The organism is Streptomyces sp. NPDC045021 (assembly GCF_056432645.1).
In genome coordinates this window covers 346634-362032 of record NZ_JBWKIQ010000001.1, presented here as the reverse complement: position 1 = coordinate 362032, position 15399 = coordinate 346634, and the positions used below count along the sequence as shown (strand labels likewise).

Sequence of the window (15399 nt, the reverse complement as noted above, 5' to 3'; positions counted from 1 at the left end):
GGAATCTCATGGCCATCGACTACACCAAGCGCCCTGCTGCCCCCGCGCCGGCGATCGATCTCGTGAAAGTCCAGGCCAGCGCCCCGCGTCTCGTCGATCTGTACAAGTCGGCCCGGGTCTCGCTGGAGAAGGCCGGGATGGCCGGGCAGCGTGCCGCGGTCTATCTGGTCCTGGACCGCTCGGGCAGCATGCGCCGCTACTACAAGGACGGCACCGTCCAGCATCTCGCCGAGCAGGCGCTCGGCCTGGCCGCGAACCTCGATGACGACGGCATCGTGCCGGTGGTGTTCTTCTCCACCGACGTCGACGGTGTCGCCGACCTCAGCCTGACCGACTACGACGGCCGGATCGGCGCGTTGCACGCCGGCTTCGGACGTATGGGCCGCACCAACTACCACCTGGCGATGCAGGCCGTCATCGACCACTACGCCGACTCGGGCGCCACCGACCCGGCCTTCGTGATCTTCCAGACCGACGGCAGCCCCAGCTCCCGGACCGCCGCCGAGCATGTGCTGTGCACCGCCGCACGCCTGCCGATCTTCTGGCAGTTCGTGGCTTTCGGGAACCCGGACGACAGCCGGTTCGACTTCCTGTGCAAGCTCGACGACCTGCCGGTACCGGCGAAGCGCGTGGTCGACAACGCCGGATTCTTCCCTGCCGGGGTCGACCCCCGCGCCCTGTCCGACGCCGAGCTCTACCGGCGGCTCACCCTGGAGTTCGGTTCCTGGATCGCCACCGCGACAGCCGCCGGCATCATCGGCTGACCCGGGCACCTCGCGGTCGATACCGCTGTGTGCCGGCCGGGGGCGTTGTCCGGCGGGCTGAAGGATCCCGACAGGACGGCCGTCGGCAGCGCGATCAACCGCGGCCGCGGTGGATCGCGCGAGGGCGGGCAGGCGCAGGGCAGGCGTGAAATGGCCGGGAAGCGCTGGAAGGTGGATTCGCCGGTCTCGGGGAGAAGGGCTACACGGGTGGTTTTCGATGATGGTTGAGCGGTTCTTGAAGGTCTCCTGCGCGACGGGCGGCGTCGCGGAGGCGCGGGCCTGGGCGTGTGCCCAACTGGAAGGGTTCGGTTGGTCCGCGAACTGGCGGCCGGACCGCAACGTGGTGGCGTTGTTGGTGTCGGAGCTGGTGACGAACGCGATTCGGCATGCCTCCGGCGCCGTGGGTCTGCGCCTGATGTGGGACGAGCGGCGGCTGCGGATCGCCGTGGACGATGCCTCCCCGGCCCTGCCCGTACTACGGCCTGCCCGGCCGGACCGGCCCGGCGGACACGGCCTGAATCTGGTGCAGCGGCTGTCCGGCGGGTGGGGCGTGGCTCCTCGCGACGTCGGCAAGCGGGTGTGGGCCGACCTGGTGTTCGGTTAGGACGTGCCTCACCGTGCGGCGGCCCACGTGAGTGCCACGGCCTCGCGGTGCGGGGCTATGCCGGCCGGGCCGCTCGGCGCAGCTCGTTGATACGGATCAGGTTGCCCGCGGGATCGCGGAAGGCGCAGTCGCGAATCCCGTACGGCTGCTCGGTCGGCTCCTGGACGACCTCCGCGTCGCCGGCCTGCAGCCGCTCGAAGGTGTCGTCGAGGTCGGCGGTGGCGAAGTTGATGCTGGCGTAGGTGCCCTTGGCCATCATCTCGGTGATGGTGCGCCGCTCGTCGTCGGTGATGCCCGGGTCGGCGGCCGGCGGGTGCAGCACGATGGACGTCTCCGGCTGGCCGACGGGGCCGACCGTGATCCAGCGCATCCCGCCGTATCCGACATCGTTGCGCACCTCGAAACCGAGAGTGTCGCGGTAGAACGCCAAGGAGGCCTCCGGGTCGTCGTGCGGGAGGTAGCTCGCGTGAATGGTGATGTCCATGGCGGTCACATTAGTTGCGGCCCGGTTACCGCGCTTCTCGATTCCTGATCGGTCTGGTCACCTGTTTCGCGACGCAGGACGGCATCCCTGCCGTGGCGTCTGCGGCCTCGCGTCGGTACGTACTGGGCGGTACGCCGACCAGCTCGGTGAAGCGCGTGCTGAAGGTGCCCAGCGACGAGCAGCCGACCGCGAAACAGACCTCGGTGACGCTGAGGTCGCCGATGCGCAGCAGCGCCATGGCCCGCTCGATGCGCCGCGTCATGAGGTAGCCGTACGGCGACTCGCCGTAGGCGAGCCGGAACTGGCGGCTGAGGTGCCCGCCCGACATGTTCACCCCGCGGGCGAGCGCCTCGACGTCCAGCGGCTGCGCGTACTCCCGGTCGATCCGGTCCCGGACGCGGCGCAGCCGCGCGAGGTCGTTCAGGTGCTGCTCCGCGGCGGGCCTACTGGTCACCTGCGAAATCCTGCCACAAACGGCTGTACGGAGCGCAGGACGAACGCCGGCGTCCGCGGGGACCCGGTCAGGCGCCCACGTAGGCCGAGAGGTGCTCGCCGGTGAGGGTGGAGCGGGCGGCGACGAGATCGGCGGGTGTGCCCTCGAAGACGATCCGGCCGCCGTCATGGCCTGCGCCGGGGCCGAGGTCGATGATCCAGTCGGCGTGCGCCATGACCGCCTGGTGGTGTTCGACGACGATGACCGACTTGCCGGAGTCGACCAGCCGGTCGAGCAGGCCGAGCAGCTGCTCGACATCGGCGAGGTGGAGGCCGGCGGTCGGCTCGTCGAGGACGTAGACGCCGCCCTTCTCGGCCATGTGGGTGGCCAGCTTGAGCCGCTGCCGTTCGCCGCCCGACAGCGTGGGGAGCGGCTGGCCGATCCTGAGGTAGCCGAGCCCGACGTCGACGAGCCGGGTCAGGATCTTGTGCGCGGCCGGTGTGCGCGCCTCGCCGTCGCCGAAGAACTCCTCGGCCTCGGTCACCGACATCGCCAGCACCTCGCTGATGTCGCGGCCGCCGAGGTGGTGGTCCAGCACCGACGCCTCGAACCGCTTGCCCTCGCACTCCTCGCAGAGGGTGGCGACTCCGGCCATCATCGCCAGGTCGGTGTAGATGACGCCGGCGCCGTTGCAGTTGGGGCAGGCGCCCTCGGAGTTGGCGCTGAACAGCGCCGGCTTCACGCTGTTGGCCTTCGCGAACGCCTTGCGGATCGGGTCGAGCAGCCCGGTGTACGTCGCCGGATTGCTCCGCCGCGAGCCGCGGATCGCGCCCTGGTCGACCGACACCACGTCCTCGCCGGCGGGGATCGACCCGTGCACCAGCGAGCTCTTGCCGGAGCCGGCGACGCCGGTGACGACCACGAGCACCCCGAGCGGGACGTCGACGTCGACCTTCCGCAGGTTGTTCGCCACCGCGCCGCGGATCTTCAGCGCGCCGGTGGGCTCACGCACCGTCTCCTTGACAACGGCCCGGTCGTCGAAGTGGCGGCCGGTGATGGTGTCGGCGGCCCGCAGCCCCTTGACGGTGCCCTCGAAGCAGACGGCGCCGCCCGCTGTACCGGCGCCGGGGCCGAGGTCGACGATGTGGTCGGCGATCGCGATCGTCTCCGGCTTGTGCTCCACGACGAGCACCGTGTTGCCCTTGTCCCGCAGCCGCAGCAGCAGGTCGTTCATCCGCTGGATGTCATGGGGGTGCAGACCGGTGGTGGGCTCGTCGAAGACGTAGGTGACATCGGTGAGCGAGGAGCCGAGGTGGCGGATCATCTTGACGCGCTGCGCCTCGCCACCCGACAGCGTGCCCGAAGGGCGGTCGAGCGAGAGGTAGCCGAGGCCGATCTCCACGAACGAGTCGAGCGTCTGCTGCAGCGTCTCGAGCAGCGGCGCCACCGAAGGCTCCTTGAGGCCGCGGGCCCACTCGGCGAGGTCGCTGATCTGCATCGCGCAGGCGTCGGCGATGTTGATCCTCTTGATCTTCGACGACCGGGCGGCCTCGCTGAGCCGGGTGCCGTCGCACTCGGGGCAGACGGTGAAGGTGATCGCCCGCTCGACGAACGCCCGGATGTGCGGCTGCAGCGCGTCGACGTCCTTGGCGAGGAACGACTTCTGCATCTTCGGGATCAGGCCCTCGTACGTGAGGTTGATGTTGTCGACCTTGATCTTGGTCGGCTCCTTGTGGAGCAGGTCGTGGAGCTCCCTCTTGGTGAACTTGCGGATCGGCTTGTCCGGGTCGAAGAAGCCGCAGCCGCTGAAGATGCGCCCGTACCAGCCGTCGATGCTGTAGCCGGGGATCGTGATCGCGCCTTCGTTGATCGACTTGCTGTCGTCGTACAGCTGTGTGAGATCAAAGTCGGTGACCGAGCCGCGGCCTTCGCAGCGCGTGCACATGCCGCCGGTGCGGGTGAAGGTCTTCTTCACGGCCTTGGTCCTGTCGGCACCGCGATCGACCGTGAACGCACCGCTCGCGCTGACCGAGGCGACATTGAAGGAGAACGCCTGGGGCGAGCCGATGTGCGGCTTCCCGAGCCGGCTGAAGAGGATGCGCAGCATCGCGTTGGCGTCGGTGGCGGTGCCGACGGTGGAGCGGGGGTCGGCGCCCAGCCGCTGCTGGTCGACGGTGATCACAGTCGTCAGTCCGTCGAGTACGTCGACCTCGGGCCGCGCCAGCGTCGGCATGAAGCCCTGCACGAAGGCGCTGTAGGTCTCGTTGATCAGCCGCTGCGACTCCGCGGCGATCGTGCTGAAGACCAGCGAGCTCTTGCCCGAGCCCGAGATGCCGGTGAACACCGTCAGCCGGCGCTTCGGGATCTCGATGCTGATGTCCTTGAGGTTGTTCACGCGCGCGCCGTGCACACGGATCAGATCGTGACTGTCGGCAGCATGCGGCGCAGGCGACTGCGTGTCCGTCCTCGTGGCCATGCTTGTCGTTTCCCCATCTCTTTCGCGGAGACCGCAGTCGCGGTCTCCGTCGGCGTCGCCCGGTTTGATCCGACCAGCCGCGAACAGTACGTCCGGTTCTACTTCGTCGGCGCGGTCGGAGCAAGGGTCCGCTGTCTCACTGGTCCTGGAGCAGCCCGAGGAGATTGCCGTCGGGGTCGGTGAAGGTGGCCACCAGACGGCCGCCGCCGACATCGTGAGCGGGCTCCTTCACGGTGGCGCCCGCGGCGGTCACCTCGGCGAGCTTTGCCTCGATGTCCTGCACATGCCAGTAGCAGACCGGTGCGGTCATGCCCTGCGGTCCACCGCCCGGCAGCAGTCCGATGTGCTGGCCCGCGGCCTCGAAGCCGACGTAGTAGGACGAGTCGCTCGTCGGCGCCACGCCGAGCAGTGCGGCATACACCGCCTTGGCCTTCTCCAGGTCGGACACGGGATGCAGCACGGTCTTGATTCCCTGGTTGGAAGAGTCGGTCATGGTCGCTCCTGACGTAGAGGGTCGCATCGACCCGGTGCGGGACCCGTTCGGTCCATGGCGGCCACGCTAGCCGCGGCTCGGTGACGGCGCTTCTCGATTCCTGATCGGTTCCGGCCGGCTCTTTCACGAGGCAGGACGGCCCCCGGCGGCCATGCTCCGGAACCGGCCACGTCCCTGCGCCGGTATCCCTGATAGCCGCGGCGCGCTTCCGTACACTTGGTCCAGCTGTGGGCCCGGGCTCCCTCCGGGCCCATCAGTACGTCCGCCCGCCGTCCGCCGCACGGGTGGTCCGTGTCCCTCGTTTGGCCCGCCGAAGTAGCGCGATCGTGGCTCTCGGGCGAGGATCGGCTCGGTAGCCCCTGCTGTGAGGAGCGGATGGTCATGTCGGAGCGCAGCCGTCGCCAAGGAGCCGTAGAGGCCTCCTTCACTCTGCCCACGGGCCACCCGCTGGGCGAGGTCGACGACGAATGGCTGCCCGGCGCCCCCGCCCGACCCCGCGACGACGGTGACCGGACGGAAGCCGCCGCGCAGGCCGCTAAGCGCACACCGTCCCGCAACCTGGCGTACGGCGACTACTGGGTCGAGAAGGACGGTTCCGACGGCGGCAGCGGCCGCAACAGCGAGCGGAACGCCTGACCGGTGCGGTGCAGGCGGCGGTGACCGGGCCCGGGCGGCCCGTCGCTCAGGGGATCCGGATCAGGTGCACCGCCGTGCTCGCCCAGTCGCCGTGCGGCAGTTCGGGCAGCAGGCCGCACTCGCTCAGCACCGTCGCCGAGTGGACGGAGCCGCTGTGCGCGTCGCGGTAGCGGGCGGTGGGTTCGAGACCGGACAGCCGTAGCGGCAGCCGCGGGCCGCCGTGGCGCGGGGTGCGCTGCCAGACCAGGAGCAGCACCTCGCTCCGGTCCGCCGCGGTGTACTGCACGGCGGCCGGGCCGTCGTCGACCGGACCGCGCGGCCGGTGCAGGGTGCCGTGCTGGACGAGATGACGTACCCGCTTGTACTGCGCCAACAGGGCGGCTCCCTCGGTCAGTTCTCCGTCCGACCAGCGGGTGAGGTCCCCGCCGATGCCGAGCACCCCGGCCATCGCGACATGGAAGCGGAAGCGCAGCGGCACCGTGCGGCCGGTGAGCTGGTTGGGCACGTCGGTCACCCAGGCGGCCATGGTCCGCGACGGGTAGATCTGGCCGTAGCCGTGCTGGATGAGCACCCGGTCGGCCGCGTCGGTGTTGTCCGAGGTCCAAGCCTGGTCGGTGCGGGAGAGGATGCCGAGGTCCACCCGGCCGCCGCCACCGCTGCACGTCTCGATCCGCAGGTCCGGATGGTCGGCGCGGAGCCGGTCGACGACCTCGTAGAGGTGGTGCACGTACGCCGTTCCCACCCGGTCGGCACCGTCCGGACGACCGGGCCAGCCGGCCTCGCTGAACGCGCGGTTCATGTCCCATTTGAGGAAGTCGATGCCGTGCTCGCCGACGAGCCGGGTCAGCCAGCCGTACGCCCAGTCCGCGACGTCCCGGCGGGCGAAGTTGAGCACCAGCTGGTTGCGCAGTTCGGTCCGGGTGCGGTGCGGGAAGTGCAGCACCCACTCCGGGTGTGCGCGGTAGAGGTCGCTGTCCGGGTTGACCATCTCGGGCTCGACCCACAGGCCGAAACGCATGCCGAGCTGGTGCACCTCGCGCACCAGCGGTGTGAGTCCCTCAGGAAAGCGGTCGGGGGACGGGGTCCAGTCGCCGAGTCCGGCCTGTTCGCTGCGGCGCGCGCCGAACCAGCCGTCGTCCATGACGTAGAGCTCCACACCCAGCGCCGCCGCCCGGGCGGCCAGTTTCAGCTGGCCCGGCTCGTCGACGTCGTAGGCGGTCGCCTCCCAGGAGTTGTAGAGCACCGGCCGGGTCTCGTCGGGGTGGGGCAGTACGTGGGCCAGGGTGTACGCGTGCCAGGCCCGGCTGGTCGCACCGAAACCCCCGTCCGCGTGGAGCCCGGCGAACCGTGGAGTGGTGAACTCCTCGCCGGGGCCGAGCGGCAGGACCGTCCCGTCGTGGCCGACGCCGCCGGTGAAGCCCGCCCGGCCGTCGGGGGACCGCTGCACGGTGATGCGCCAGCTTCCGCTCCAGGCCAGGGCGGCGCTCCACACCTGACCGTGGTCCTCGGTCGCGTCGCCCGCGTCCAGCATCACCCAGGGGTTGGCGTGGTGGCTGGTGATGCCCCTGCGGCTGGTGAGCGTCGTCTCGCCGAACGGCACCCGGTCGCGGTGGAGTTGGGTCTCGGCCGACCACTGGCCGGTCACATGGCTGAGCCGGTGGTCCTCCCGGGCGGGGACGGTCCACGCGGCGGAGTCGGCGCGGGGCAGCGCCACCGTGTCGTCGCCGGTGTTGCGCAGCACCGTCCAGCGTTCGATCACATCGCTGTCGTCGTGGACGCGGTAGTGGAGGGCGATCTCCAGGGGGTAGTGCCGGTCGCGGAACTCCAGGACCAGTTCGCTCGAACCGGGCGCCCGCTCGTGGACGCGGTGGCCCGCCGCCAGCCATTCCAAGGCGCGGGTGCCGTCGGCGAAGCGGACCTGCAGCGAAGGCGCCCCGAACCGCGCTCCGCCGTCGGCGGGAAGTTCCTCACCGACGGCCGGCAGGCCCTCGAAACTGCTGGCCGGCGGGGGTGGGGGAGTGGCGAGCTCCTGGGCCTCCGCAAGGGTCAGCCGCGGTCCCCAGGCGAGGTGGACGGGCGCTCCCGTCCCGTCGACGCGTAGCGCGTACGAGGTGCGCGGGGTGCGGAGCAGCCAGACCCCGGTGTCGGGGGCAAAGGAGATCACAGGCATTGATCCTTACGGTCAGGTAGCGCCTTGAGAGCAGTCGGCAGCCAACCCTTCTTGCGATCACCTGTCAATACCCATGGCTGAGCCTGTATTTGGAGGTTCTGACCCGCATGGAGCGACATCTTGAAAGGAGCGTACTTCTTTCATTGACAGTGGAAAAGAACCCCCTTACGTTTCGGCCATGCACTCGTCCCCTCGCACCGAGGTGGTCCCGGCAGCGACGCCGGCCGCTTCCCTGGTCTTCACCACCGTGCTGTCCCACGGCCCGCTCACCCGGATCGAGATCGCCCGGCGCACCGCACTGTCGCCGGCCGCGGTCACCAAGGCCGTACGGCCGCTGATGGCGGCCGGCTATCTCGTCGAAGGCGTGGACGAGGAGGCGCGGGCCTCGCTGGGACGGCCCGCCAACCCCGTACGGGTCGACGGCGGCCGGGCGCTGTTCATCGGCGTCAAGGTGACCGGGGACGAGATCATCGCGGTGCTGACCGATCTGTGCTGCCGCATCCGGGTGGCCCGGCACGTCCGTCTCACCGCCCGTGACCCGGGCGCCGTGCTCGCCTCCATCGCCGGACTCGTACAGGAACTCCTCACGGAGGCCGAAGGGTTCGGTGTGCAGGTCAGCGGGGTGGGACTGGCCGTGTCGGGTGATGTGGACCGCGCGGCCGGAGTGGTGCGCTACTCACCGTTCCTCGACTGGCGCGACGTTCCGCTCGCGGAACTGGCCGGCACCGTGACCGGTCTGCCGGTCACCGTCGACAACGACGTACGCGCCCTGACCGTGGCCGAGCAGTGGTTCGGGGCCGGGGCCGGAGTCTCCGACTTCGCGCTGGTGACCGTCGGCGCGGGTATCGGCTGCGGGCTCGTGGTGCACGGGCGGGTGGTCTCCGGCGCGCACGGCGTCGCCGGCGAGATCGGCCATCTGTCCATCGACCCGCTGGGGCCGCTGTGCCACTGCGGAAACACCGGATGCGTGGAGGCGATCGCCGGTGACGCCGCCATCATCCGCCGGGTCCGGGAGGTGACCGGTCTGCCGGTCACCGACTCGGCGCAGGCCCTGGAGCTCGCGCACCAGGGCGACCCCGGCGCGCGAGAGGTGTACGCGCGGGCCGGGGAGGCGATCGGCCGGGCCATCGGGGCCGTCGTCAACGTCCTCGGACCGGAACGAGTGATCATCTCCGGCGAGGGGCTGGCGGCGTACGACCTGTTCGCCGAGCAGATCCGTGACGCCTTCACCGCGTCCGCCTTCGGTACCGCCGCCCAGTGCGACGTGATGACACGTCCACTGCCCTTCGAGGAGTGGGCGCGCGGGGCCGCGGCCACCGCGATCCAGTCCTTCATCGGCATAGACACGTAAGAGGAGTAGCGATGACGCTGCAGAGCCGCCCCCTGACGCATGCCACCGAACACAGCCGCCGCACCGTGGTCCGCGGGTACCTCGCCCTGATCGAGACCGGGGACAAGCGCCCGATCACCTCCGCGCCGGCCAACCTCCAGGGCCAGTACTTCACCAACCCCAATCTGATCGCGGCCGGTGCACTGATGACCGCGATCCCGACGCTGCTGGTGTACTTCGCGCTCCAGCGCCAGTTCATCAGCGGGCTGACCATCGGTTCGGGCAAGGGCTGAGCCACCGGCCCCTCCGCCGCACCCACGTCCCCCGATCCCCCCACACCGCCCAGCGCACGCCCATGCCCCCACACAGGGAGGTCCGACCCATGCGGTCATCCTCGTTCCGCACCGTGCTCGCCCTGGCCATCGCCGTCGGTCTGACGACCGCCGTCCCCGCCGCGATGGCCGCCGCTCCCCGCGGCACGTCCCCCACCGCTCCCCCCACGGTCACGACCGCCCCCGCCCAGAAGCCGTACATGGGCTGGTCCAGCTGGAGCATGCAGTCCTCAAAGTACCCGGGGCTCAACCCCGACGGCGACTACAGCTACCTGACCGAGAAGAACGTCCTCAAGCAGGCCGGCGCGATGGCGTCGAAGCTCAAGAAGTACGGATACGAGTACGTCAACATCGACGCCGGCTGGTGGCGCGACACGACCTGGAAGCCGGAGTTCGACGCGTACGCCCGGCAGGCACCCGACCCCGTCCGGTTCCCGCGCGGCATGAAGCCGGTCGCCGACGACATCCACGCCAAGGGTCTCAAGGCCGGCATCTACCTTCCCGCTGGGCTGGAGAAGGAGGCGTACGGCGCGGGCAAGGTCCCGGTCTGGAACGCGCCGGGCTGTGCCACCGCCGACATCGTCTACAGCGACCTGCGCACCACCAACGGCTGGGACAGCGCCTACAAACTCGACTTCTCCCGCCCCTGCGCGCAGAAGTACATCGACTCGCAGGCCCGGATGTTCGCCGACTGGGGATACGACTTCCTCAAGCTGGACGGTGTCGGACCCGGCTCCTCCAAGAGCGGTGACAACTACAACAACGTTGCCGACGCCGCCGCCTGGCAGCAGGCGATCGCCACCGCCGGGCGCCCGATCCACCTCGAACTCTCCTGGTCGCTGGACATCAACCACGCCGCCGACTGGAAGCAGTACTCCAACGGCTGGCGGATCGACACCGATGTCGAGTGCTACTGCAACACCCTGGTGTCGTGGGAGAACTCGGTCGACGACCGATGGGACGACGCGGCCGGGTGGACCGGGCACGCCGGACCCGGGGGATGGAACGACCTCGACTCCCTCGACGTCGGCAACGGAGAGATGGACGGCCTGACCAAGGCCGAGCGGCAGAGCTACGTGACGCTGTGGGCCATCGCCAAGTCCCCGCTCTACACCGGTGACGACCTCACCCGCCTCGACGACTACGGCGTCTCGCTGCTGACCAACCGCGAGGTCATCGCGCTCAACCAGGGCAGCACCCCGCCCGCCCGGCCCATCACCGCCGCCGGCGACCAGCAGGTCTGGAGCGCGAAGAACGCCGACGGCAGCTACACCGTCGCCCTGTTCAACCTCGGCAGCGGTCCCGCCGCCGTGACCGCCGACTGGTCGTCCCTCGGCTTCTCCGGGCAGGGCGCGGTCCGCGACCTGTGGAACCAGCAGAACCTCGGCTCGTACAAGGACAAGGTGACGCAGGCACTGCCGGCCCACGGCTCGCGGCTGTTCACCGTCACACCGCACGGACCCGCGCAGCAGAAGACCGGCTACGAGGCCGAGTCGGCGGCCAACACCCTCAGCGGCAACGCCGGCGTCGGCGACTGCGCGGCCTGCTCGGGCGGCCACAAGGTCGGCAACCTCTACCAGGGTGGAAAGCTCCAGTTCAACAACATCGTGGTGCAGAAGGCCGGCCGCTACATCATCGACGTGGCCTACATCAGCGGTGACGCCCGCCCGGCCCAGGTCTCCGCGAACGGCAACGGAGCCACCGGCCTGAAGTTCCCGTCGACGGGTGACTGGGGGACTGTCGAGACCGTCGGCGTGCCCGTGACGCTCAAGGCGGGCAGCAACACCGTCACCTTCGACAGCGGCGACGGGTACGCCCCGGACATCGACCGGATCGACGTACCGACGCTGTCGTGACGACCGGGTGCGGGGCCCGACCTCCTCCGGGCTCCGCACCCCCTGTCCGCACCCCCCTACACACAACGTCCCGCCCCACACAACGTCCCGCCACAATACGGAGTGCACCGTGGACGACCAGAACACCGACTCATCCCCCCGCCGACCGAGTCGGCGGGACATCCTCTCCCTCGCCGCCGCGGCGGGTGCCTTCACCGCACTCGGCAGCCTGCCCGCCTTCGCGGCCTCCGCGCCCGCGGTCCGCCCGGCCGGATCCCCGATGCTTCCCGAGGCGTCGACCACCAGATTCTGGTACCCGGCGCCCGCCTCCGACACCGCGATGATCGAACAGGGTCTGCCCATCGGCAACGGGCGGCTGGGCGCGCTCACCGGGAACGACCCGTCGCGCGAACTGCTCCTCCTCACCGACGCGACCCTGTGGACCGGCGACCGCAACGCCGTTCTCGACGCGGACGGCCAGTTCCCGTACGCCCGGGAGAACTTCGGCTCCTTCACCCTGCTGGGACGTCTGACCGTCGACATCCCCGACCACGACCTGTCGGCGGTCTCTGACTACCGCCGTGACCTCGACATCAGCCAGGGGATCGTCAGCTCCTCGTACGTCCGCTCAGGAGTGACGTACGAGCGCCAGATCTTCGCCAGCCACCCGGACGACGCCATCGTTCTGCACTTCTCCCAGCGCGGCGGCGGCCGGTACACCGGAACGGCGACCCTGGCGGGCACGCACGACGAGACCACGACCGCGGACCGGGCCCGTACCTACGCCTCGTTCGGTGCCGCCTTCCCGGACGGCGGGTTGCGCTACGGCGCCGCGGTGACCGCGTACAGCGGCACCGGCACGGTGACCACCGACGGTTCCCGGATCTCTTTCGCCGGCTGCAAGGACCTCACCGTCGTGGTCAGCGGCGGCACCAACTACGCGCCCGACGCGTCCGCGGGTTACCGCGACCCCGCCCTCGATCCGCAGAAGCTGGCCCGTAGCAAGGTCCTCACCGCGGCCCGCCACCCGTTCACGACCCTTCTTTACTCCCATGTCGCCGACCACCGGGCGCTGTTCGACCGGATGGACATCTCGCTCGGCGCGTCGTCCTCGGTACAGCGCGGACTCGACACCTGGGAGCGGATACGAGCCCGCGCACGGGACGGCGAGGCCGACCCCGAACTTGAGGCGTCATACCTGCAGTTCGGCCGCTACCTCATGATCGCCGGATCGCGCGACAGTCTGCCGCTCAACCTCCAGGGGCTGTGGCTGGACGGCAACGACCCGGACTGGATGGGTGACTACCACACCGACATCAACATCCAGATGAACTACTGGATGGCCGACCGGGCGGGCCTGTCCAGCAGCTTCGACGCCTACGCCGACTACTGTCTGGCGCAGCTCCCCTCCTGGACCGAGCTGACGCGGACCCTCTTCAACGACCCGCGCAACCGCTACCGCAACTCCAGCGGGAAGATCGCGGGCTGGACCGTCGCCATCTCGACCAACATCCATGGCGGGGGCGGCTGGTGGTGGCACCCGGCGGGCAACGCCTGGCTGTCCAACTCGCTCTTCGAGCACTACGAGTACACCCAGGACGCGGCCTACCTCGCCAGGATCCACCCGCTCCTGAAGGGTGCCTGCGAGTTCTGGGAGGCGCGGCTGCTCACCACGACCGTCACCGACCCGGCCACCGGCAAGGAGCGCGAGGTCCTGATCGCCGACAGCGACTGGTCACCCGAGCACGGGCCGTTCGACGCCAAGGGCATCACCTACGCGCAGGAACTGGTGCGGTCGCTCTTCGAGAACTACCGCACCGCGTGCTCCGTCCTCAGCAGGGACAGCGGCCACAGCAAGACCATCGGCGCGCTCCAGGAGCGGCTGTACCTGCCGCAGGTCAGCCCGAAGACGGGCTGGCTGGAGGAGTGGATGTCACCCGACAACCTCGGAGAGACCACCCACCGGCACCTCTCCCCGCTGATCGGACTCTTCCCCGGCGACCGGATCCGCCCCGACGGCTCAACCCCCAAGTCCCTGGTCGACGGCGCGACCGCGCTGCTCACCGCGCGCGGGATGGAGAGCTTCGGCTGGGCGAACGCCTGGCGGAGCCTGTGCTGGGCGCGGCTGAAGAACGCGGACAAGGCGTACCAGCTCGTCGTGAACAACCTGCGGCCCTCCATCGGCGGGACCAATGGCACCGCGATGAACCTGTTCGACATCTACGAGGTGTCGAAGGGCCGCGGCATCTTCCAGATCGAGTCCAACTTCGGCACCTCGGCCGCCATGATCGAGATGCTGGTCTACTCCCGCCCCGGCCACATCGAGCTGCTGCCCGCGCTCCCCGAGGCCTGGGCGCGCTCCGGATCGGTCACCGGCGTCGGAGTACGCGGCGGCTTCGTCATCGACCTGCGCTGGCGGGACGGAAAGGTGACCGAGGCGCGGCTGCGCAGCGTCGGCGGACGCACGACCACCGTGTCCTACGGGGGAGTGGCCCGCGAACTCAGCCTCAAACCGGGCGGCTCCGTCACCCTGCGGGACTTCAGCCGGTGAGCCGCCGTCCGTGGTTCCCGCACCGTGGCCGTGCGGCAGGACTCGTCTGCGCCCTGGTCGTCGCGCTGTGCGCACCCGCCTCCATGGCACCGGCATCAGCGACGACTGTGGCGCGCGCACCCTCCCACCAGGTGGTGACGTGGGGCGCGAGCGCCGACCGGATGGGAACGGCGGCCGCCGACCACAGCTACCGGCTGGTCGTCCGCACCAGCGTCGGCGGCGGCAACATGCGCATCCGGCTGTCCAACGCGTTCGGCGACCACCCGGTGACGTTCGACAGCGTCCGCGCCGGACTGCAGAAGGACGGTGCCCAACTCGTCTCCGGCAGCAACCGCCGACTCACCTTCGGTGGCGGGCAGTCCGTCACGGTGCCGCCGGGCGCCACCGTGTACAGCGATCCGCTGCCGGGATCGTTGGCGGCGCAGAGCAAGCTTGTGGTCAGCCTGCACGTGGTGGCCGCCGAAGGTCCGGCGACGGGCCACGGCATGGCGATGCAGACGTCCTACGCGGCGGCCGGCGACCACGCAGGTGAGGAGGGCGCGGCCGGCTGGACCGAGCGGATCGGATCGTGGTTCTACCTCGACGCGGTCAGCGTGGAGACCGGCGCGGACACCGGCGCCGTGGTCGCTCTCGGCGACTCGATCGCCGATGGCTGGCAGTCGAGCACCGACACCGACCGCCGGTGGCCCGACTACCTGTCCCGGCGGCTCCAGGGCACGACCGGTATCGGCATCAAGGGAGTCGCCAACGAGGGGATCTCCGGCAACAAGGTGCTGGCCGACGGTGCCGGGCAGAGCGCCCTGGCGCGGCTGCAGCGCGACGTGCTCTCCCAGCCCGGGATCCGCACGGTGTTCCTCTTCGAGGGCATCAACGACATCAAGGCGCACAGCGGCGTCACGGTCGCCGATCTGACCGCCGGCTACCGGCAGATCATCGACCGGGCCCACGCGGCGGGCGCCTGCGTCGTCGGCGGGACGGTCCTGCCTTTCAAGGGGTGGCCCGAATTCGATCCCGCGGGCGAGGCCGTACGCCAGGGTGTCAACGACTTCATCAGGAACAGCGGCGCGCTGGACGCCGTCACCGACTTCGACAAGCTGCTGCGCAGCCCGTACGACCAGGAGCGGCTGCTTCCGGTCTTCGACGGCGGTGACCATGTGCACCCCAACGACAAGGGCATGCAGGCGATGGCCGACTCGGTCGACCTGACGAGCCTGCGGTGCACCCGGTGAGTTGCGTCGAGCAGGGGCCGTTCTGATCCGACGGTCCGGTCCGACACCTGATCCGACACCTG

Annotated in this window: 12 protein-coding genes and 1 pseudogene; 8 read left to right on the top strand and 5 right to left on the bottom strand. The window is 70.1% G+C overall.

Features of this window, described 5'->3' with window-relative positions; translation table 11 throughout:
- The first annotated feature begins 8 nt into the window (after nucleotides 1-8).
- Together AC07DC_RS01655 and AC07DC_RS01650 are read left to right on the top strand one after the other, a co-directional pair.
- Nucleotides 9-764 (top strand): VWA domain-containing protein, encoded by a 756-nt coding sequence (locus AC07DC_RS01655; RefSeq protein WP_478910820.1) that lies wholly within the window; start codon nucleotides 9-11, stop codon nucleotides 762-764.
- 217 nt (nucleotides 765-981) lie between these two features.
- Entirely contained in the window at nucleotides 982-1368 is a 387-nt protein-coding gene (locus AC07DC_RS01650; protein ID WP_478910818.1) for an ATP-binding protein, read from the top strand.
- A gap of 55 nt (nucleotides 1369-1423) precedes the next feature.
- Here AC07DC_RS01650 and AC07DC_RS01645 read toward each other — a convergent pair whose 3' ends face one another.
- From AC07DC_RS01645 to AC07DC_RS01630, 4 genes are all read right to left on the bottom strand, one after another.
- A complete protein-coding gene (locus tag AC07DC_RS01645; RefSeq protein ID WP_478910816.1) occupies nucleotides 1424-1852 on the bottom strand; it encodes a VOC family protein in 429 nt (142 codons plus the stop codon).
- 25 nt (nucleotides 1853-1877) lie between these two features.
- Nucleotides 1878-2306 (bottom strand): helix-turn-helix transcriptional regulator, encoded by a 429-nt coding sequence (locus tag AC07DC_RS01640; protein WP_478910814.1) that lies wholly within the window; start codon nucleotides 2304-2306, stop codon nucleotides 1878-1880.
- Nucleotides 2307-2373: 67 nt separating this feature from the next.
- A complete protein-coding gene (locus AC07DC_RS01635; protein WP_478910812.1) occupies nucleotides 2374-4761 on the bottom strand; it encodes an ATP-binding cassette domain-containing protein in 2388 nt (795 codons plus the stop codon).
- A 136-nt stretch (nucleotides 4762-4897) separates the two neighbouring features.
- Nucleotides 4898-5254, bottom strand: coding sequence for a VOC family protein (locus AC07DC_RS01630; protein WP_478910810.1), 357 nt, complete (start codon nucleotides 5252-5254; stop codon nucleotides 4898-4900).
- A 381-nt stretch (nucleotides 5255-5635) separates the two neighbouring features.
- Between AC07DC_RS01630 and AC07DC_RS01625 the strand changes: the two genes are divergently transcribed.
- Nucleotides 5636-5890, top strand: a complete 255-nt coding sequence (locus AC07DC_RS01625) for an isoamylase early set domain-containing protein (protein WP_478910808.1) — start codon at nucleotides 5636-5638, stop codon at nucleotides 5888-5890.
- Between the two features lie 46 nt (nucleotides 5891-5936).
- Here AC07DC_RS01625 and AC07DC_RS01620 read toward each other — a convergent pair whose 3' ends face one another.
- Nucleotides 5937-8060, bottom strand: a complete 2124-nt coding sequence (locus tag AC07DC_RS01620) for an alpha-galactosidase (protein ID WP_478910806.1) — start codon at nucleotides 8058-8060, stop codon at nucleotides 5937-5939.
- Nucleotides 8061-8238: 178 nt separating this feature from the next.
- Between AC07DC_RS01620 and AC07DC_RS01615 the strand changes: the two genes are divergently transcribed.
- From AC07DC_RS01615 to AC07DC_RS01595, 5 genes and pseudogenes are all read left to right on the top strand, one after another.
- Complete coding sequence (locus AC07DC_RS01615) at nucleotides 8239-9411, top strand: ROK family protein (protein WP_478910805.1); 1173 nt, start codon at nucleotides 8239-8241, stop codon at nucleotides 9409-9411.
- An 80-nt stretch (nucleotides 9412-9491) separates the two neighbouring features.
- A pseudogene (locus tag AC07DC_RS01610) lies at nucleotides 9492-9683 on the top strand (carbohydrate ABC transporter permease); the annotation flags it as partial.
- 89 nt (nucleotides 9684-9772) lie between these two features.
- Complete coding sequence (locus tag AC07DC_RS01605; RefSeq protein ID WP_478910804.1) at nucleotides 9773-11578, top strand: alpha-galactosidase D; 1806 nt, start codon at nucleotides 9773-9775, stop codon at nucleotides 11576-11578.
- Nucleotides 11579-11687: 109 nt separating this feature from the next.
- Nucleotides 11688-14108: a glycosyl hydrolase family 95 catalytic domain-containing protein gene (locus tag AC07DC_RS01600; RefSeq protein ID WP_478910803.1), complete on the top strand. Its 2421-nt coding sequence runs from the start codon at nucleotides 11688-11690 to the stop codon at nucleotides 14106-14108.
- On the top strand, nucleotides 14105-15337 hold the full coding sequence (locus tag AC07DC_RS01595) for an SGNH/GDSL hydrolase family protein (RefSeq protein WP_478910802.1): 1233 nt from the start codon (nucleotides 14105-14107) through the stop codon (nucleotides 15335-15337). Before AC07DC_RS01600 ends, AC07DC_RS01595 begins: the two co-directional genes overlap by 4 nt.
- Nucleotides 15338-15399 lie beyond the last annotated feature (62 nt).